This window comes from Pseudomonas sp. Fl4BN1, assembly GCF_009908285.1.
GTDB lineage: Bacteria > Pseudomonadota > Gammaproteobacteria > Pseudomonadales > Pseudomonadaceae > Aquipseudomonas.
Genome location: NZ_JAAARM010000006.1, coordinates 224,327 through 243,796, shown reverse-complemented (window position 1 = coordinate 243,796; position 19,470 = coordinate 224,327). Strand labels below are relative to the sequence as shown.

Genomic DNA, 19,470 nt, shown 5'->3' with positions numbered 1-19,470 from the left:
CAATGGCTCGGATCAGGTGTCATTTTTTGCCCTGCAGTGAATTGAAGGTTGCCAGCAGATCATCCATTGCCGCCTTGCACTGGGCCAATTGCGGGGTGCTGGCACGCAAGGCGTCGAGTGCACGATCGATGCCCTTATCGAGCAAATGCCAGTCGGCTGCGGCGCGGGGCTTCAATCCAGCTTCGGCGGAGTCCCAGGCAACTTCCAGGTCCTTGATATGGCTTTTCGCTCCCGCCAGGTCCTGCTTGTCCACCAGCGCAGCGACCTCACTGGCAATGCCCTGGAACTCGGACAGGTTGCCCAACTTGGATGCCGCTGGCTGAGAGATCTCGGACGCGGCCAGCGCTCCAGTCTTGGCCCCTTCGTCAGGTTTTGAACAGCCCGCTGCCAGTCCCAGTAGAACAATGACGGAAAGAGTCGCGGCGTTGCGAGTAACAACGTGAATAAAGGCCATGATGAGTCCCTGAATAAGAGTCGAATAATCAGTAGGTAAGGCGCTGGCGATTGCCGACGCTAATCTGCGCGCCGATCACCAGCAAGAGAATGACGCAGAGGAAGATTGCGCTGGTCCAGGTCGCACCCAAGCCCAGGCCACCATAGGTTTTGGCTTGGGTCAGCAGATCGCCCAACGCCGCGCCAAAGGGCCGCGTGAGGATGTAGGCGATCCAGAAGGTCAGTACCGCATTACCCCCAAGACGCCAGATAGCCAAGGTCACGGCGATCAACACCGCAAAGATTCCCGCCCCCAGGGTAAAGCCGAGCCCCAGGGCTTCGGTGGCCAGGTCTCCGGCAGCAGTACCCAGGGCAAAGGTACAAAGCACGGTCGTCCAGTAAAACAGCTCGCGGCGCGGAGTGACGATCTGACGGATCGACAGGTTGCGCTCAATCGCATACCAGACGGCAAAGTTGATCGCCAACAACCCTGCAAACACTGCCGTACTGACATACAGGCTGATGCCCAACTTATCCGTGAGCACATCGGTGATCTGCGTGCCGACAATGCTCACCAGCACCACGCTCAACCAATAGATCCAAGGTGTATAGGCGCGGGAACGAAGCTGGCCGAACAGCGCCAACGCCAACAGCAGGGCCATACCGATACTGGTCACCGCCTGCCCCAGCCCAGCATCGACAGCCAGATAGTCGGCACAGGTTTCGCCCACGGTGGTGGACATGATCTTGATGATCCAGAAGGACAGCGTCACCTCCGGAACCTTGTTCAGCCAATCGTTCTTGCTCAACGGCTTCATTGGGTGCCTCTCCATAACGGCGCATGTATTGGCGCGAGGGAGAGGCTACGAGAGAAAACTTAGCTGGAACTGAGCAAGCCTTGAAGCCGCCGTATCAACTCGCTACGTGCGCAGCGTCAACGCCGCAGGATCGAGGGACCGCCAGGTACACCAGGTCGATGGACTTTCGACTCTCGGACGTGCGAAATCAAAGGCTACTTGCTGTACTGGAAGCAAATCCGTCGCAGCCCCCCGTTCTTCACGACCAAAGTCACATAAAGGCCGAGCAAACGAATCAATGCAGGGCTCTGGGCAGCTGTAAAGGCCAGAGAGTGGTTCAGGTGCGGCTCATAGCACCTGCCCCTCAGAAACTATCCACGGCCACTCTCAAGGCGCATCCACCCGTTCACTGACGAGCTCGTGCGGACATGGCCGTCGATTGATCGAGCACAATCGCCACGATGGATATTGTTCAAAGGGAGGCCACGGCACAGCGAAGCAATGAGCCAGTCAGCGGACTGAACCCTTGATGTAAAGGGCTCGGCAATAGAATCGACACTGCCTGTAGGGGATGATGCCATCACTCGCTTGCGGAGCGATGCAGGCACCTTTCAGAGGACAAAAAAAAACCCGGAAATCCTCACTTTCGTGGGCCTTCCGGATTTTCTAAACCGCCAAATATGGTGGGTCGTGTGGGATTCGAACCTACGACCAATTGGTTAAAAGCCAACTGCTCTACCAACTGAGCTAACGACCCGCTGTGTGGTGGCGCGTATAATACTGATTTCTAACGGTAATTCAACACCCTAAGTGAAAAAAATCAAAAATAAAGTGTTGGGTCGCTAATACCAGCCGCGCTAAAGCCTTCTGCACGCAAGCGGCAGCTGTCGCATTTACTGCATGCACGCCCCTTGTCGTCCGCCTGATAGCAAGAAACCGTCAGCCCGTAATCGACTCCCAGATGCACACCGGCCTTGATGATCTCGGCCTTGCTAAGGTTCTGCAATGGCGCCTGGATACGAAAGCCCTGCCCTTCGACGCCAGCCTTGGTCGCCAGATTGGCCATGCGCTCAAAGGCCTCTACAAATTCGGGACGGCAATCCGGATAACCGGAGTAATCCACCGCATTGACACCAATGAAGATGTCCCGCGCTTCAAGGACTTCTGCCCAGCCTAGGGCCAGGGACAGGAATACCGTGTTGCGCGCAGGCACATAAGTGACAGGGATGCCTTCACCCGGCGTTTCCGGAACATCGATGGAGCTGTCGGTCAGCGCGGAGCCGCCAATGCCGTTGAGGTTGAGACCGATGACCTTGTGCTCGACCACTCCCAGGTCCCGAGCCACGCGCTCAGCTGCATGCAGCTCTGCACGATGACGCTGGCCGTAATCGAAGCTCATGGTGTAGCAGCTATAGCCTTCAGCGCGGGCCATGGCCACGACGGTGGCCGAGTCCAGGCCGCCGGACAGCAAAATCACTGCGCGCTTTCCAGTGGAAACTTGGCTCTGTGCTTGTTCAGTCATTTCAGCGCCCCGGCTCATCATTCCAAAGGTATTTATGCAATTGCAGTTGCAGGCGCACCGGCAAGTTGTCAGCAACGATCCAGTCGGCCAGATCCCGCGCATTCAGGTCATGGTGGCTCGGCGAGAACAGCACTTCACCGGCACGCCGCTCAAGGCCGTACTGGATCAGCTTGGACACCGCCCAGTCATAGTCCTCGCGAGAGCAGATGACAAACTTCACCTGATCGTTGGCGGTCAGCAGTTGGATGTTTTCGTAGCGATTGCGCTGAACCTCCTCGGAACCTGGAGTCTTCAGGTCGAGAATCCGACTGACTCGCGGGTCTACCGCCGAGATGTCCAGGGCGCCACTGGTTTCCAGCGAAACCTCATAACCGGCATCGCACAGTTGCTTGAGCAAAGGAATGGCATTGGGTTGCGCCAGCGGCTCACCGCCGGTGACACAGACATAGCGCGGACGGAAACCGGCAACCTGCTCCAGCAGGCTGTCGAGGGTACGCTGGGTACCACCGCTGAAGGCGTAGGCACTGTCGCAGTACTGACAACGCAGCGGACAACCAGTCAGGCGCACAAAAACCGTGGGCAGCCCGGCAGTCCGAGTTTCACCCTGCAACGAGTAGAAAACTTCGGTAATTCTCAATGTGTCTTGCATAATCGCCACGGGCGTAACAGCTAAACAGGCTGTCCGCCTCCGTCAGGCACTTCAAGAAACCCCGCAATCGCGCAGATCCCAGGAAGCGTGTTTCAGAAAAAGGGCATGGATTCTAACGAAAAAACCCGCGACAAGCGCGGGTTTCTTGTAACAGCTACCTGCGCGCTTACATGCGCTGCAGATCCCGTTGTGCCAGTTGAGCAGCTGAAGTCCCCGGATACTGGGCAACCACCTGCTGCAGAATGCCCTTGACCCGGTCGGCGTGACCCAGGCGGCGCTCTACGTCAGCCAGCTTGTACAGCGAATCCGGCACTTTGGCGTGCTTGGGATACAGCTGGGAAACCTTGGCGAAAGCCTGACCTGCACCTTGCAGATCACCCTTGGCCAGGTTCACTTCACCCAACCAGTACTGGGCATTGCCGGCGTACTGGCTGTTGGGATACTTGCGCAGGAATGCCGAGAAGGCCTGGCTGGCCTTGTCAAAATCCTTGGCTTTGATCAGGTCGAAGGCAGCATCGTAATAAAGCTTTTCCTTGGCCGGATCAGCGGGTTCGCTGCTGGCGGCAGGCGCTTGAGCAGCAGCCCCGGCTGCGGCACCGGCGGCATTCATGTTGCCACCGGCAGAAGAATTCTCAGGAGTCGCGGCAGGTGCTGCACCGCTTCCTATGCGTCGATCAAGATCCTGGTAACGCTCCAGGCTTTCTTGCTTCATCCGCGCTACATCATTTTGCAGAACTTCGATCACACCCTGTTGGCGTGCAATCTGCTCCTGCATTTGCTGCAGTTGCTGGAACAGCTCGCCCTGTGCCGAGACAGGGGTCGAAACCCCTCCCCCGGCATAGGCGCCGTTCGTGCCATAACCCGCTGGCGGATAACTGCTCCCGCTATTGTTATAGCCAGAGTTGTTATCAACCACAGGAACCGCAGACCACGCCGCAAGCGGCGTGAGACTGAGAGCCAAAATAGTTACAGCACGACGGCACGTTCGCATGACGAATTACTTACGCAGTTCGACGCGACGGTTTTGAGCCCAGGACTGCTCGTCGTGGCCAGTAGCAACTGGACGCTCTTTACCGTAGGAAACCAGCTCCAGCTGAGCTGGGGAAACGCCTTGCAGAACCAGGTAGCGTTGAACGGCTTTCGCACGACGCTCGCCCAGTGCCATGTTGTACTCACGAGTACCACGTTCGTCGGTGTTGCCTTCCAGAACAACGCGAGCGCCGTTTGCTTTCAGGTCTTTGGCGTGAACATCCAGAGCGCGCATGGCTTCTGGCTTCAGGTCCGAGCTGTCGTATTCGAAGTAGAAGGTGGTGATTGCGCGCAGAGCAGCTTCTTCGCTCAGGGAGCCATCAACAGCACCAGTGTTAGCGCCGTAACCAGCGTTTGGATCAACAGCGCCTTCACCGGCGTTGTCGCCACCTTTGGAGGAGCAACCTACAGCTACAGCCATGGCCAGAGCCAGCGCAGCAAACTTACCAAACTTCAACATTTCCATCGTGAAACTCCTAATGAACCCCAGTGTGTTAAGTGAAACATTGTAGCGCCGCGTCAGTTCAGGTAAGGGGACCAGGACGGTTCTCTGACTTCGCCTTGAGCGGTAGGAAGCGGGAGCCTCACACGTCCATTAATGGACACGAGCATCAAGACTCCCCGGCCCTGCTGGCGGGTGGCGTAGATTACCATGGTGCCGTTGGGCGCAACAGTAGCTGACTCATCAAGGTTGGTGTCTGTGAGGATTTTTACGCTACCGCGCTGCAAATCCTGAGCCGCCACCCGGAAGTTGGTGAAGCCATCCTGGCGGTGGATCATCACCAGGGTCTTTTCGTCAGCAGAAAGTTTTGGGTTGGCGTTGTAGTTACCAATAAAGGTCACACGCTCAGCGCCACCGCCGTTGACATTGCTTTTATAGACTTGTGGCTTGCCGCCCCGGTCAGAGGTGAAGTAGATGGTGGAACCATCCTTGCCCCAGAACGGCTCGGTATTGATGCCAGGACCACTGGTGACACGACTCAACTGGCGCGAGGCCATGTTCATCACGTAGATATCCGGGTTGCCATCCTTGGACAGCACGAACGCCAGGCGACTGCCATCGGGCGACCAGGCTGGCGCACCATTGAGGCCTTCGAAGTTGGTGATCTGCTCACGACGCCCGGTATCAATGTGCTGAACGAAGATGCGCGGACGCTTCTGCTCGAACGACACATAGGCAATGCGCTTGCCATCGGGCGCGAAACGCGGCGACAGGATAGGTTCGCGGGACTGCAACAGCGTCACTGCACGAGCGCCGTCATAGTCGGAGCGTTGCAAAGTGTAACGCGTGTTGTTCACCGAGAAGCGCTCGGCCGTCACGTACAACAGGCGCGTCGAGAAAGCCCCCTTGATGCCGGTGAGCTTTTCAAAGGACTGGTCGGAAATGTAGTGCGACATGTCCCGCAATTGATCGACGCTGCCCGAGACGCTGCCGGTCAGCACTTGCTGCTCGGTAGCGACGTTGAACAGGGTGTACTGCACCTGCAGGCGACCGCCAGCGGGAACAATGTTGCCGACCATCACGTACTGGGCGCCCAAGGCTTTCCAGTCGCGGAAAATGACTTCACTGGCCTGGGTCGGCAAGCTGATCATGTTCTGCTTAGGAATAGGCGAGTAATAGCCCGAGTTGCGCAGGTCATCACCGATGATCTGTGCCATGTCGTCCGGCAGCACGCTGCCACCCTGCCAACCGAACGGTACTACCGCGATAGGCGTTGCCCGGTCAGTGCCACTGGTGACCAGAATGTTCTTTTCATCCGCTGCCGCTATCCCTGCCATACAGCAAATAACGACAAGCATTCCTCGAAGAAGGTTTCTCACAAGGCTAGATCCTCAGGTGTGAATGTCATCTTGAATGAACGATAGGGAGCAAAATCCTTCGGACTCAACCCCTGCATTTCTGTCAAACGCCCAATGTTCTTGACTGCCGCCACCGCCGAAGCGTCGAACGGCCCATCACCACTGGACTTGATCACGCTGACCGTGGTCACCGTGCCATCAGGCAACATGCCGATTCGCAGCTCCACCGTCATGCCCTTGCGCGCCGAAGGAGGACGAGCCCAGCCTTCCGCCGCACGAATACGAATCAGGTCATCGAAACTGCCCGCGACACTGTCACCCACCTCATCCGACTTCGTGGCCTCACGCTCCGGCTTATCGGAAAGCAAATCGGCCAAGGCCTGGGCCTTTTTCTCTTCGGCAGATTTACGCGCTGCTTCCTGGGCCTTTTTCTTCGCGGCGTCGGCGGCAGCTTTCTTCTTCGCGTCCTCGGCGACCTTTTTCTTCGCTTCGTCAGCTTCAGATTTCTTCTTCGCGTCTTCCGCAGCTTTTTTCTTCGCGTCTTCGACGACTTTCTTCTTCGCTTCTTCAGCGGCCTTTTTCTTGGCCTCTTCTTCCACGGCTTTCTTGGCTTCTTCTTCAGACTTCTTCTTGGCTATATCAGCCAATTGTTTCTCTTCAGCCTTTTTTGCTTCCGCGGTTTTCTTGGCTTCATCAGCCTTCTTGGCCTCGTCGGCTTTCTTGGCCTCATCGGCCTTTTTAGCTTCGTCGGCTTTTTGAGCGGCCTCTTCTTTCTTTTGTTCCGCAGCCTTGATCTCTTCCTGCTCGACCTTCTTCTGTTCCAACTGCTCAGCTTCGGTCTGGCGCGCGGCGGATTTCTTCGCCTCACCCGCAATCTTGTGATTGGTCTGGGTAGTGGCCGGACTCTTCGACTTCAGCTGATACAGGGTCGCCTGGACGATCGGCTTGGCCGGCGGCAACTCCGGGGTCATGGCAAAGCTGACAAACAGCATGCCAAACACCAGCACGTGCAGGGCAACCGCCCAGACACTAGGCCAGAAGTAGCTTTCCGAGGCGGACGGCTCTCGCTGTTGGTGCATCAGGGCGCCTCGGTAATCAAGCCAACGTTACCGACTCCGGCTTTCTGCAGCCCCCCCATGGCACCCATCACGGAGCCATAGTCGACGGTTTTATCACCGCGAATGAACACCTGGGTGCGTTTGCCGCCTTCATTGCCGGCACGGATGATCTTGGTCACCGCGTCCGTCATCTGCGGCAAGGTCATCGCCTTGTCCTGTTGCTTCTCGGTGTCGACTTCACTGCCAAGGTTCCAGTAATAGGTCTTGTCAGACTTGATCGAGATAGTCAGCACCTGGGTGTTGTTGTCCTGGGGCAAGGCTTCGCTGGAAACCTTGGGCAGGTCAACTTTCACGCCCTGGTTGAGCATCGGCGCGGTCACCATGAAGATAACCAGCAGTACCAACATCACGTCGATGTAGGGCACCACGTTCATCTCGGCAACCGGCTTGCGTTTGTGGCGAACTCGGGCCATTGGATTTACCTGCTCACTCTTCGCTGGTGTGCACTTTGCGGTGCAGGATCGCCTGGAACTCGTCGGCGAAGGTGTAGTAACGGCTGATCAGGGTCTCGCCACGAGCGGCGAAGCGGTTGTAGGCGATCACCGCCGGGATGGCCGCGAACAGGCCGATGGCCGTGGCGATCAGGGCTTCGGCGATACCCGGGGCCACAGTGGCCAAGGTCGCTTGCTGGGCCTGGGCCAAGCCACGGAAGGAGTTCATGATCCCCCATACAGTACCGAACAGGCCGATGTACGGGCTGACCGAACCTACGGTGGCGAGGAAGGGCAGGCTCTGCTCGAGCTTCTCTTCTTCACGGGAAATGGCTACGCGCATCGCACGGGCCACACCTTCCATGACCGCTTCCGGATCAACCCCCGGTTGCTGGCGCAGGCGGGAGAATTCCTTGAAACCGGCACGAAAGATCTGCTCGACGCCGGAATCCGGGTCTGGGTTGCTACCCGCCTGACGGTAGAGTTTGGACAGGTCGATACCGGACCAGAAGCGCTCCTCGAAGCTCTCCAGGGCACGTCGACCGGCGCGCAGCAGGTTGCTGCGCTGAAAGATCATGATCCATGAAGTCACCGATGCGGCAACCAGGATCAGCATTACCAACTGCACTACAACGCTGGCATTGCTGACCAGGCTCCACATGGAGGAATGGTCGACGACGTTAGCTTCCACGCTTTATCTCCTGCTCTGAGTGTGTACCCGCGCTGCTCTCGTCGGCAAAGGCCGTACGCAGAGCATCTGGAATAGCGCGGGGTTTGAAATTGTCGGCGCGCACACAAGCCACCAAAAACTGCCCTTCACAGAGCAGCACATTGTCCGTGGAACGCCTGACCTGCTGAGTGAAGCGCAGGCTGACCCGGTTCAATTCGGTGACCTGGGCACTGACCAGAAGCTCATCGTCCAGTCGCGCCGGCGCGTGGTAACGCGCTTCGCTGGAATGCACGACAAATAACAGGTTCTCCCCTGCCAGCTGCGATTGGGCAAAGCCCAAGTGTCGTAGCCGCTCGGTTCGAGCCCGCTCCATAAACTTAAGGTAATTAACGTAATACACGATGCCGCCGGCATCGGTGTCCTCGTAATAAACGCGACAACGATGTGCGAACGACCCAAGCCCGTTTTGCGCGCGCATACTCTAGTGCTTACTCCTCGGGTTGCCAATCCGGCCAGGCAACTGTTTTTTCATTCTTGAACGACTTTTGCTGAAGTTTTAACGATGCCAGCCCCTAGGACAGCACAAACCCCAAATAAATCGACAAAAAGCGGGTTATTAATCGTCCACGGCATCGAGGAATTCGTCTACCACAGGCATGTCCCCCATTCGTGACGGAATGTTTAAACCGAAGTGCAGGTAAGCATGCCGGGTCACCACCCGGCCACGTGGGGTACGCATGATGTAGCCCTGCTGGATCAGGTACGGCTCCAACACATCCTCGATGGTATGGCGTTCTTCACTGATCGCCGCTGCCAGGCTGTCAACGCCCACTGGCCCACCGTCGAATTTCTCGATCATGGTCAGCAACAGACGTCGGTCCTGGTGATCGAAGCCACGCTCATCGACGTCCAGCAGGTTCAAGGCCAGGTCGGCGATCGGCTTGGTGATGTGTCCCTTGGCCCGCACTTCGGCAAAGTCGCGTACCCGGCGCAACAGACGGTTGGCAATCCGCGGCGTGCCCCTTGCACGGCGAGCCACCTCGAAGGCGCCTTCCGGATCCAGGGGCAAGCCGAGAATGCTCGCGGAACGACTGACAATGGTCGCCAGGTCCGCAGTGCTATAGAACTCCAACCGCTGCACGATACCGAACCGGTCCCGCAGCGGGTTGGTCAACATCCCCGCGCGGGTCGTCGCCCCAACCAGGGTAAACGGCGGCAGGTCCAGCTTGATCGAGCGCGCCGCTGGGCCCTCGCCGATCATGATGTCGAGCTGGAAATCTTCCATGGCCGGGTACAGCACTTCTTCAACGATCGGCGACAGTCGATGGATCTCGTCGATGAACAGCACATCATGCGGCTCGAGGTTGGTCAGCAGCGCCGCCAAATCGCCAGGGCGCTCCAGCACAGGGCCGGATGTACTCTTGATCGATACGCCCATTTCCTCGGCAATGATGTTGGCCAAGGTGGTCTTGCCCAATCCGGGAGGGCCGAAGATCAGGGTGTGGTCCAGGGACTCATTGCGCCCACGGGCCGCCTGGATGAACAGCTCCATCTGCTCGCGCACGCTGGGCTGGCCAATGTAGTCGGCCAGGCTGACCGGACGAATCGCCCGGTCCTGGACTTCTTCGCGCTCACGGGGTCCCGTGGCGGCGATCAGACGGTCAGCTTCAATCACTTAAATCATTCCCTTCAGCGCTCGGCGGATCATGTCTTCACTGCTCAAGCCTTTGTCTTTGATCGCGGACACCGCCTTGCTGGCTTCCTGCGGCTTGTAGCCCAGAGAGATCAACGCACTGACTGCATCCGACTCGGCGCTGGCGACCGGCATCGGCGCGTCCGGCTGGTTTGGCACCAGGGCGAACATGCTCGGTACCGCTTCCCAGGCCTTGAAGCGGTCCTTGAGTTCCACCAGCAGACGCTCGGCGGTCTTCTTGCCAACCCCAGGTACCTTGGTCAGGGCCGAGGTGTCCTGGGCTTGCACACAGCGCACCAGCTCATCCACCTCAAGACTGGACATCAGCGCCAGGGCCAATTTCGGACCAACACCATTGAGACGGATCAACTCGCGAAAAAAGTCTCGCTCACGCTTGCTGGCAAAGCCGTAGAGTAACTGCGCGTCCTCGCGGACAACCAGATGGGTGTGCAAGGTCAGGGGTTCGCCGACCGACGGCAGGCGATAAAGGGTGGTCATGGGCACTTCGACTTCGTACCCCAGCCCGTTTACATCAAGAATCAGGTGCGGCGGCTGTTTCTCAGCCAGAGTGCCGCGCAAGCGTCCAATCACGTTTCAAATCCTTAGACGATGGCCAGTACGGGACTGGCGGCTCACTGAGCAAGCGTCCGGGCCGGCAACACAGGCGCGCAACGCTCCACTCCTAAAAATGACTGCGCTGATGCTATCAGAGACGCAGGCGACCGCCACGACTGCGTGCCGTTCCCAGCCCATGGGGCAACAAGCTGGAGCGGGTATGAGCGTGACAGATGGCAATAGCCAGGGCGTCCGAGGCGTCGATCTGCGGCTTGCTGGTCAACTTGAGCAAATGCATGACCATCATCTGCACCTGCTCCTTATTTGCGGCGCCGGTCCCGGCCACGGCCTGCTTGACCTGGGTAGCGGTGTACTCGGCAATCTCCAGGCCCTCCTCGGCACCCGCAACGATAGCCGCACCCCGCGCCTGCCCAAGCTTCAAGGCCGAGTCGGCATTACGTGCCATGAACACCTTCTCGATGCCCATGGTCACCGGACCGTAGGTCTGAATTACCTCGCGGACCCCGCGATAGACGATCTGCAACCGCTCCGGCAACTCGCCGGCACCGGTACGAATACAACCGGAGGCCACATACACGCAGCCGCGTCCGGTATCTCGAACCACGCCATAACCGGTGATGCGCGAACCGGGGTCGATGCCAAGAATAAGAGTCATAACGCCTGCTGCTTGAATGAAGAGGCCTGTCGGCCATGAGCGGAACAGCGAAAAAGCAAAAGCCGGAAGCACTCTGCCGCACAATAATCGCGGCGTTGCACATCCGGCTTCAAGGGCAGTGCAATTGAATCAGCCGAGTTGCTCGGCAACCGACTCCGGAATGTCCGCGTTGGAGTAGACGTTCTGTACGTCATCCAGGTCTTCCAGCATGTCGATCAGCTTGAGGACCTTCTCGGCACCTTCCAGGTCCAGCTCGGCACTGGTGGTCGGCAGCATGACGATTTCCGCGTCATCGGCCTTGAACCCCGCCGCTTCCAGGGCATTACGCACGGCATAGAAACCGGCGAACGAGGTGAAGACGTCAATCGAACCGTCGTCGTTGCTCACCACGTCATCGGCGTCCGCTTCCATCGCGGCTTCGATCAGCGAATCTTCGTCGATACCCGGCGCGAAGGAAATCTGCCCCTTGCGCTCGAACAGGTAGGCCACCGAACCATCGGTGCCCAGGTTGCCACCACACTTGCTAAACGCATGCCGCACGGCAGCCGCAGTGCGGTTACGGTTATCGGTCATGCATTCGACCATCACCGCCACGCCGCCCGGACCATAACCTTCGTAGGTCAGCTCGACCATGTCATCGGTATCGGCTGCACCAGCGCCCCGGGCCACCGCACGATCGATAATGTCCCGGCTCATGTTGGCGCTCAGCGCCTTGTCCAACGCCAGACGCAGACGCGGGTTGGAACCAGGATCACCGCCACCCTGACGGGCAGCGACGGTCAGTTCACGAATCCACTTGGTGAAAATCTTGCCTTTCTTGGCATCCTGACGCTCTTTGCGGTGCTTGATGTTCGCCCACTTGGAATGACCTGCCATAAATTGCTCCAAAATTTTCTTTGAAACATTGCCCGCGTCACCTTTGCGGCATGCGAGCAACAAAAACTCGACCCCATAGAAAAAGCGCACCCGAAGGTGCGCCTTATCGGGCCGGCTTATTCAGCCTTAGGCTGTTCGCGCAGGCGGATGTGCAGCTCGCGCAGAGCCTTGGCATCCACCAGACCCGGCGCCTGAGTCATGACACAGGCTGCGCTCTGGGTTTTCGGGAAAGCGATCACTTCGCGGATCGACTGGGCGCCGGTCATCAGCATCACCAGGCGATCCAGACCGAAGGCCAAACCACCGTGTGGCGGCGCGCCATACTTGAGGGCGTCGAGCAGGAAGCCGAATTTCTCTTCCTGTTCCTCTTCGCTGATACCCAACAGGCGGAATACCGCTTGCTGCATTTCCTTGCGATGGATACGGATCGAACCGCCACCCAACTCGGTGCCGTTGAGCACCATGTCGTAGGCACGGGACAATGCGGTGGCCGGGTTGGCCTCCAGCTCTTGTGGCGAGCACTTCGGCGCGGTGAACGGGTGGTGCAACGCGCTGAAGCTACCGTCGTCGTTCTCTTCGAACATCGGGAAGTCGACGACCCACATAGGCGCCCACTCGCAGGTCAGCAGGCTCAGGTCATGACCGAGCTTGATCCGCAGCGCGCCCAAAGCTTCGCTGACGATCTTGGCCTTGTCGGCACCGAAGAACACGATGTCGCCATCAACCGCACCAACGCGATCGAGGATCACGTTCAGGTTGGCCTCTGGGATATTCTTGACGATCGGCGACTGCAGGCCTTCAACGCCCTTGGCGCGCTCGTTGACCTTGATGTACGCCAGGCCCTTGGCACCGTAGATACCGACAAACTTGGTGTAGTCGTCGATCTGCTTGCGCGGCATGCTCGCCCCGCCTGGCACGCGCAAGGCGGCGATACGGCATTTTGGATCGTTGGCCGGACCACTGAAGACCTTGAAGTCCACTTCCTTGAGCTGATCGGCAACGTCCACCAGTTCCAGCGGGTTGCGCAGGTCCGGCTTGTCGGAGCCGTAACGGCGCATGGCCTCTTCAAAGGTCATGTGCGGGAATTCGCCGAACTCCAGATCCAGCACTTCCTTGAACAGGTTGCGGATCATGCCTTCGGTCAGGCCCATGATGTCTTTTTCATCGAGGAAGCTGGTTTCGATGTCGATCTGAGTGAACTCAGGCTGACGGTCGGCACGCAGGTCTTCGTCGCGGAAGCACTTGGCGATCTGGTAGTAGCGGTCGAAGCCGGCCACCATCAGCAACTGCTTGAACAGCTGCGGCGATTGCGGCAAGGCAAAGAAGCTGCCCGCGTGGGTACGGCTCGGCACCAGGTAGTCGCGGGCACCTTCAGGGGTGGCGCGGGTCAGGATCGGCGTTTCCACGTCGAGGAAGCCGTTCTCGTCCAGGTAGCGACGGATGCTGGTGGTCATGCGCGAGCGCAGACGCAGTTTCTCGGCCATTTCCGGACGGCGCAGGTCGATGAAGCGATAGCGCAGACGGGTTTCTTCACCCACGTCGGAGTATTCGTTGAGCGGGAACGGCGGGGTTTCCGCTTCGTTCAGCACTTCCAGCTCATAGCCCAGGACTTCGATCATGCCCGAAGCCATGTTGGCATTGCCGGCGCCGGCCGGGCGCAGGCGCACCTTACCGGTGACCTTGACCACGTATTCGCTGCGCACGCGGTCGGCGGCGGCGAAGGTGTCAGCACGGTCCGGGTCGAACACTACCTGGGCCAGACCTTCACGATCACGGATATCGAGGAAAATCACCCCGCCGTGGTCACGGCGACGGTGGACCCATCCGCAAAGGGTTACTTCCTGACCTTCCAGGCTTTCGTTCAGTTGGCCGCAATAATGGCTGCGCATCATGGTAGTGGTTTCACTTCTCGTAATTCAAAATTCGATGGAGGCCTTGCGCACCTCTCAAGGTGCCGGATAGTGCAAGAACTCGCGCGTGTCGTTCAACTTAGTCAGCTTTGTCGCCACCGGCCAGGTTCTTCTTGGAGCCGGTCTTGAAGTCGGTTTCATACCAGCCGGTGCCACTGAGGCGGAAACCGGGCATGGACAGCATCTTTTTCAGTTCAGGTGCCTGGCAGGCAGGGCAATCGACCAGCGGCGCGGCGCTGATCTTTTGAATGGCTTCCAACTGATGACCACAGGAAGCGCATTGGTAGTCGTACATGGGCATGGGGGCGTCTCGGCAATCCAGATTACTGCTTGAATTACAGCCAGAGCCCACGCCAAAGCTCGGGCTACGTAGCAAAGAGCGGGATTATATCCATTAAATCGGCCCTGTGCAGCCGTATGACCCTATTAGCGGGAGTTGCTGATTGTCGGACAGGTGCCAGCGATTCGATCAGCGCCGGACTCAAGACTGGAGGAGCAGCGACCTTATAGAGGGGACGAATGACGCAGCGAGGCGCCATTCGTAATAGCGGACTTAACGATTTTCCAGCAACGAGCGCAGCATCCATGCGGTTTTCTCATGCACTTGCATGCGCTGGGTCAGCAGATCTGCCGTCGGCTCGTCGCTGACCTTGTCCAGCAACGGGAAGATGCCACGCGCGGTCCGAGTCACCGCTTCCTGACCGCTGACCAGTTGCTTGATCATTTCTTCAGCCGCCGGCACCCCCTCCTCCTCCTTGATCGAGGACAGCCGAGCATAAATGGAATAGGCACCCGGAGCCGGGAAACCCAAGGCGCGAATACGCTCGGCAATCAGATCGACCGCCAGGGCCAGTTCGTTGTACTGCTCTTCAAACATCAGATGCAGGGTGCGAAATTGCGGGCCGGTAACGTTCCAATGGAAGTTATGGGTTTTCAGGTACAACACGTAGGTGTCCGAAAGCAGACGGGAAAGACCGTCGACGATGGATTTACGATCTTCTTCACTGATACCGATATCAATTGCCATGTTTCTCTCCGTTAACGGGATGGATTCACACAATCAGCTGCCGGACCACTCTAGCAAGAGTACTGCTCCCCCGCCGCCACGGATCGTCAATCAGCCTGCGGTGGATTGCCCCGTGGACCGGGCAAGATTTTTTCGCCCTGAGCTCAAGAAATATCCGACAACAGGGAAAAATCGACGTTCCCCGAAAAATCCACAGCCACCCGTCTAGAACAAGCCTTTTTGCCCGATTGTCCGAATTCACGACATCCCCCCTGGCGTTCCAGCCATCACACCGGGCACCGCTGCTGATTTGAGAAGGCCTGGGCTTTACTGTTAAATAGAGCCCGTGTCGCTGTTGCCTATTTCTTCGGCCAGCGCGCATAGGCTGACACCGCGTACGTACCTGCCGCCTCACCTATTTATTCAGAAGCGAACCGTGCGTGATCAGCTCTTCCTTGTGCTTGCTTCTTAACGTGAGTTAATCAAAATGTTGAAAATCGTCCACCTACTGACAGGCGTCGCAGCTCTGCTGCTGTCCTTGCTTCCGAGTCTAAGATCTGACGCAGTTCCCTACCTGCAACAACCCGATGCTCTTTACCTGGCCCTGTTCGGCCTGCTCAACCTGATCCTGGCTCCAGCGATCCCTTACTGGAACCGAGGCCCTCGTCATCACCTGCAAAATCTCGTCAGCGCTCTGCTGGTATTGGTTGTCGTACTGCAAACCCTCACGCTGCTGGCCCCCATGCCAGTGATCGGTGGTCAACCCGCAGTTCTGGTCAGCCTGTTGACTGCACTGATTGCAGTGGCCCTGCATCTAGCCGTCAGCTTTTACAAGTCATCGCCTGCGGCATCCTCTGCGCCGTCTTACGATATGAGCAACCGCGATACCGGCACTGTGAAGTGGTTCAACACCTCCAAGGGGTTCGGCTTTATTTCCCGGGATTCTGGCGATGATATTTTTGTGCACTTTCGCGCCATTCGCGGAGAAGGTCATCGCGTTCTGGTCGAAGGCCAGCGTGTGGAGTTCTCGGTGATGAACCGCGACAAGGGCCTGCAAGCTGAAGACGTGATTGCTGCACTACCGCGTCGCTGATCCATGCCCACAAAAAACCGCGCCTAGGCGCGGTTTTTTTTGCTCTGGCAACTCAGTACCTAGCGCCCCTCAGTAATGAGGCGGCGGCGCTTCCTCTTCAAAAGAGTCGAACTGCCCGACCATTTCTTCCTGACGCTTGAGCAGCGCAGCCATCTGCAACTGCAAGCGCTCCAGCACTTTCTGCTGCGCCACCAGCACGTCGTTCAAAGTCTGAATAGTGTCATCCTGGAACGCCAGTCGGCTTTCCAGGTCGGTTACACGATCTTCCAGGCTCATGACTCAACCCTCCAAAAACTGGAAATCATCAGCCAATACTACCCGCAGCCGGTCACGGATCTGCGCAACCTGCTCAGCACTGTAAGGCTTGGCCGGGTGCTTGCCCCACACCGGAGCCGGCCATGCGGCATCGTCGCGTTTACGCACGATTACATGCATGTGCAGTTGACTCACCACATTGCCCAGGGTCGCCACATTCAACTTATCGGCATCAAAGGAGTCCTTGAGCACCTCTGCCAGTGCGGTGGTTTCCTGCCACAACTGAAGCTGATCGGTGACATCCAGTTGAAACAACTCGCTGATATCCTCGCGACGCGGCACCAGGATGAACCAGGGATAGTTGGCGTCATTGGACAGCAGCAATCGACAAAGGGGGAAATCCCCGATCGGCAGTGTGTCTTGTTGCAGCCGTGAATCTAAAGTGAACACCGCGTTTACTCCCGCTCAGCTCATTCCAACCTGGCGTCCAGTATGACTGACACGCACCAGGCAACAGACGCGCAGCATACCTGTGAACGCCTCGCGCTTCATGACCAATGAACCCATGCGCCGCCACTCAAGCCCCGGCAAGGAGCCGACTTCAATGCAAGCAATGCGCCCCACTGCAGAACACTTTCCCTCGCGCCGCACCATTTGCGCACAGAGCAGCCAGAACGTTCGGAAGGTGACCCACCTGACCAGTAACGCTGCTGATCTTTCCCGCACATGACTGCATGAACTTTGCGCAGAGTTACCAAAGTTTTGCAGCAACCCCGTACAGACGGTCTACGCTCAGTACCCCAAGCATCCGCCGTTTACTCACTTTGCGGTGTGTCGCGGTAACGTTTTGCCTGACTGTGCAACTTATTGCACAGCCCTGCACTATGAAGACTGCCGCGTCAAGCCAAACAAAAGGACGTCTGAGAGAGCGGTTTTATGCGGTTTTTACAGGGTCACATGCGGGTTTGAAGAAAAGTTACCGAGCAGACTCAGTTTGTGCACGCTTGTTGCATTCAACCTGACATCGTCTGCATTGGCTCATCGGAAGTGAGGCCCTGCAGACTCATAATAATAGTGGCAGGGTTGCCCCGCAGTACTTTGAAAGTTTTGGCATGAGGGCTTAATTTCCTCCTCAAAAGCGCTCGAAGCACACTGTTAAAGTTGTCAGTCTGGATACACTCCGACTGCAAAATTACGACACAGATCAAGCAATTTGCGACAGGGTCGTAAAGAAGCTGAAAGGATAGATAGGCAAGTATCGCCAATATTGTCAGCGTGATATAAGTTTGCGCCGACACAAAAAGAAAGAGCCGCCCAGATAAAAAAATAGGTGGGACGGCAGTACTCTTCTAAAAACCAAAGGAGCAAATCACGATGCGCGTGATGAAGTGGAGCATGATCGCCCTGGCTGTATCAGCAGGCACCTCGCAGTTCGCAATCGCGTCCTCTCAGGACGACGCAAAGGGCTTTATCGAAGATAGCACCCTGACCGCCAAAACCCGTCTTGAGTACATGAACCGTGACTTCAAGAACGGCGCAGGTAACCACGAACGTGCCGACGGCACTTTCAAAAGCGGCTATCGCCAAGATACCGGCCTGAGTGAACTGCTGCAGTACAACTCCGGCTTCACTCAAGGCACCGTAGGTGTCGGTGTTGACGCTTTCGCCATGGGCGTGATCAAGCTGGACGGTGGCGCTGGTCGCTCCGGTAACGGCCTGGCAGCCAACAACAGCCTGGGCGAGCCAGAAAAAGACTCGTCAGCTGTAGGCGGCGCGGTCAAGTTCCGGATCTCTGACACCGTACTGAAATACGGCGACCAGATGGTTGCCAGCCCAGTATTCTCCACCGACGACAGCCGCCTGCTGCCTGAAGTCGCTACCGGTACCATGATCACCAGCAAAGAGATCAAGGGCCTGGAGCTGAACGCTGGTCACTTCACCGCACTGCGCTCGCAGACCGGCCAGTACAACGACAGCATCAACGGTCGTGGCGCTGACGGCCTGAAAAAACCAGGTCTGACTGCCGCTGACTTCGCTGGTGCCACCTACCAGTTCACCGACAACTTCGTCGGCGGCATCGCTGCGTCCAAGGTCGATGACTACTTCAAGAAGCAGTACATCAACCTGAACTACACCTTCCCGATCGCTGACAACCAGTCGCTGAACCTCGACTTCAACGGCTACCGCACCGAAGACGACGGCAAGAAACTGTACGGCAAGCTGGACAACAAACTGTGGAGCTTGGCAGCTGCTTACAGCATCGGCCCGAACAAGTTCACCATCGCTCACCAGCGCTCCACCGGCGACACCAACTACCTGTACGGTGTTGACGGCAACGGCACCATCTTCGTCGCCAACTCCATCCAGATCTCCGACTTCATCGGTGAAGACGAGCGTTCCTGGCAGGCTCGCTACGACCTGAACATGGCGACCCTGGGTGTTCCTGGCCTGAGCTTCATGGCCCGTTACGTGAAGGGTGACAACATCACCACTTCGTCGAACACCGAAGGCAAGGAAAACGAGTTCAACTTCGAAACCAAGTACGTGATGCAAGAAGGTCCAGCCAAAGACCTGTCGTTCCGCCTGCGTAGCGCTGTGTATCGTGCAAACGGTGCTTACAACAAGGACTACACCGCAGACAACAACGACGTTCGTATCATCGTAGAGTACCCACTGAGCATCTTGTAATTCAGTGCTCAGCTGAATGCGCTAACACGCAGCTCTAATAAGAACCGCCATCCTGATTCAGGGTGGCGGTTTTTTTATGCCTCTTTGAAGTTTCAGAAAGAAACCCAAAACCAAATAGCAAGCTAACTAAGTAAACAGCTATTGTTAGTAGATATCAATGGCTCCAGGCAGGCCTTGCTAGTTACCAATGGCTGGACTTAAAACAGACAAGGGGCTGATAGCCCCTTGTCTTGAACAACATTATCTGACCGAACGGCCAAGTCATGAAAC

The 19,470-nt window shown here is 57.5% G+C and carries 22 protein-coding genes and 1 tRNA gene; 2 read left to right on the top strand and 21 right to left on the bottom strand.

The window, feature by feature from the left end:
* Positions 1-19: 19 nt before the first annotated feature.
* From GV818_RS09710 to GV818_RS09620, 19 genes are all read right to left on the bottom strand, one after another.
* Positions 20-454, bottom strand: coding sequence for a hypothetical protein (locus GV818_RS09710; RefSeq protein WP_161756135.1), 435 nt, complete (start codon positions 452-454; stop codon positions 20-22).
* A gap of 28 nt (positions 455-482) precedes the next feature.
* Positions 483-1,250, bottom strand: coding sequence for a COG4705 family protein (locus GV818_RS09705; protein WP_161776427.1), 768 nt, complete (start codon positions 1,248-1,250; stop codon positions 483-485).
* A gap of 660 nt (positions 1,251-1,910) precedes the next feature.
* Positions 1,911-1,986 (bottom strand) — tRNA-Lys (locus tag GV818_RS09700).
* 63 nt (positions 1,987-2,049) lie between these two features.
* On the bottom strand, positions 2,050-2,751 hold the full coding sequence (gene queC, locus GV818_RS09695) for a 7-cyano-7-deazaguanine synthase QueC (RefSeq protein ID WP_161776426.1): 702 nt from the start codon (positions 2,749-2,751) through the stop codon (positions 2,050-2,052).
* Position 2,752: 1 nt separating this feature from the next.
* Positions 2,753-3,400: a 7-carboxy-7-deazaguanine synthase QueE gene (queE, locus tag GV818_RS09690; RefSeq protein ID WP_161756138.1), complete on the bottom strand. Its 648-nt coding sequence runs from the start codon at positions 3,398-3,400 to the stop codon at positions 2,753-2,755.
* Between the two features lie 166 nt (positions 3,401-3,566).
* Positions 3,567-4,391, bottom strand: a complete 825-nt coding sequence (gene ybgF / locus GV818_RS09685) for a tol-pal system protein YbgF (protein WP_161756139.1) — start codon at positions 4,389-4,391, stop codon at positions 3,567-3,569.
* 6 nt (positions 4,392-4,397) lie between these two features.
* Positions 4,398-4,895, bottom strand: coding sequence for a peptidoglycan-associated lipoprotein Pal (gene pal / locus GV818_RS09680; RefSeq protein ID WP_003227510.1), 498 nt, complete (start codon positions 4,893-4,895; stop codon positions 4,398-4,400).
* 53 nt (positions 4,896-4,948) lie between these two features.
* Positions 4,949-6,229: a Tol-Pal system beta propeller repeat protein TolB gene (gene tolB, locus GV818_RS09675; protein WP_178124822.1), complete on the bottom strand. Its 1,281-nt coding sequence runs from the start codon at positions 6,227-6,229 to the stop codon at positions 4,949-4,951.
* A gap of 17 nt (positions 6,230-6,246) precedes the next feature.
* Positions 6,247-7,308 carry a cell envelope integrity protein TolA gene (gene tolA / locus GV818_RS09670; RefSeq protein WP_161756141.1) on the bottom strand — a complete coding sequence of 354 codons (1,062 nt, stop codon included), beginning with the start codon at positions 7,306-7,308 and terminating at the stop codon, positions 6,247-6,249.
* Entirely contained in the window at positions 7,308-7,760 is a 453-nt protein-coding gene (tolR, locus tag GV818_RS09665) for a protein TolR (RefSeq protein ID WP_161756142.1), read from the bottom strand. The genes tolA and tolR overlap by 1 nt, the downstream gene beginning before the upstream one ends.
* Positions 7,761-7,773: 13 nt before the next feature.
* Positions 7,774-8,469, bottom strand: a complete 696-nt coding sequence (gene tolQ / locus GV818_RS09660; protein ID WP_161756143.1) for a protein TolQ — start codon at positions 8,467-8,469, stop codon at positions 7,774-7,776.
* Entirely contained in the window at positions 8,459-8,926 is a 468-nt protein-coding gene (gene ybgC / locus GV818_RS09655) for a tol-pal system-associated acyl-CoA thioesterase (RefSeq protein ID WP_161756144.1), read from the bottom strand. The genes tolQ and ybgC overlap by 11 nt, the downstream gene beginning before the upstream one ends.
* Before the next feature lie 138 nt (positions 8,927-9,064).
* A complete protein-coding gene (gene ruvB / locus GV818_RS09650) occupies positions 9,065-10,123 on the bottom strand; it encodes a Holliday junction branch migration DNA helicase RuvB (RefSeq protein WP_161756145.1) in 1,059 nt (352 codons plus the stop codon).
* The gene (ruvA, locus tag GV818_RS09645; protein ID WP_161756146.1) at positions 10,124-10,732 is read right to left on the bottom strand and encodes a Holliday junction branch migration protein RuvA; all 609 of its coding nucleotides are present in this window, start codon (positions 10,730-10,732) and stop codon (positions 10,124-10,126) included. It abuts the gene before it with no gap.
* 115 nt (positions 10,733-10,847) lie between these two features.
* Complete coding sequence (gene ruvC, locus GV818_RS09640) at positions 10,848-11,372, bottom strand: crossover junction endodeoxyribonuclease RuvC (RefSeq protein WP_161756147.1); 525 nt, start codon at positions 11,370-11,372, stop codon at positions 10,848-10,850.
* 129 nt (positions 11,373-11,501) lie between these two features.
* On the bottom strand, positions 11,502-12,248 hold the full coding sequence (locus GV818_RS09635) for a YebC/PmpR family DNA-binding transcriptional regulator (protein ID WP_161756148.1): 747 nt from the start codon (positions 12,246-12,248) through the stop codon (positions 11,502-11,504).
* Positions 12,249-12,364: 116 nt separating this feature from the next.
* Entirely contained in the window at positions 12,365-14,140 is a 1,776-nt protein-coding gene (aspS, locus tag GV818_RS09630) for an aspartate--tRNA ligase (RefSeq protein ID WP_161776425.1), read from the bottom strand.
* 97 nt (positions 14,141-14,237) lie between these two features.
* Positions 14,238-14,459 (bottom strand): FmdB family zinc ribbon protein, encoded by a 222-nt coding sequence (locus GV818_RS09625; protein ID WP_010457489.1) that lies wholly within the window; start codon positions 14,457-14,459, stop codon positions 14,238-14,240.
* Between the two features lie 252 nt (positions 14,460-14,711).
* Positions 14,712-15,185 carry a Dps family protein gene (locus GV818_RS09620; RefSeq protein ID WP_161756150.1) on the bottom strand — a complete coding sequence of 158 codons (474 nt, stop codon included), beginning with the start codon at positions 15,183-15,185 and terminating at the stop codon, positions 14,712-14,714.
* A gap of 466 nt (positions 15,186-15,651) precedes the next feature.
* Here GV818_RS09620 and GV818_RS34770 point away from each other — a divergent pair, with 466 nt between their 5' ends.
* Positions 15,652-16,257: a cold-shock protein gene (locus tag GV818_RS34770; RefSeq protein WP_161756151.1), complete on the top strand. Its 606-nt coding sequence runs from the start codon at positions 15,652-15,654 to the stop codon at positions 16,255-16,257.
* A 69-nt stretch (positions 16,258-16,326) separates the two neighbouring features.
* On the opposite strand, the gene GV818_RS09610 is transcribed toward GV818_RS34770, so the two are convergent.
* Positions 16,327-16,533 carry a SlyX family protein gene (locus tag GV818_RS09610; RefSeq protein ID WP_161756152.1) on the bottom strand — a complete coding sequence of 69 codons (207 nt, stop codon included), beginning with the start codon at positions 16,531-16,533 and terminating at the stop codon, positions 16,327-16,329.
* Between the two features lie 3 nt (positions 16,534-16,536).
* The gene (locus tag GV818_RS09605; protein ID WP_161756153.1) at positions 16,537-16,962 is read right to left on the bottom strand and encodes an HIT domain-containing protein; all 426 of its coding nucleotides are present in this window, start codon (positions 16,960-16,962) and stop codon (positions 16,537-16,539) included.
* A 924-nt stretch (positions 16,963-17,886) separates the two neighbouring features.
* Between GV818_RS09605 and GV818_RS09600 the strand changes: the two genes are divergently transcribed.
* Positions 17,887-19,200 (top strand): OprD family porin, encoded by a 1,314-nt coding sequence (locus GV818_RS09600; protein ID WP_161756154.1) that lies wholly within the window; start codon positions 17,887-17,889, stop codon positions 19,198-19,200.
* Positions 19,201-19,470 lie beyond the last annotated feature (270 nt).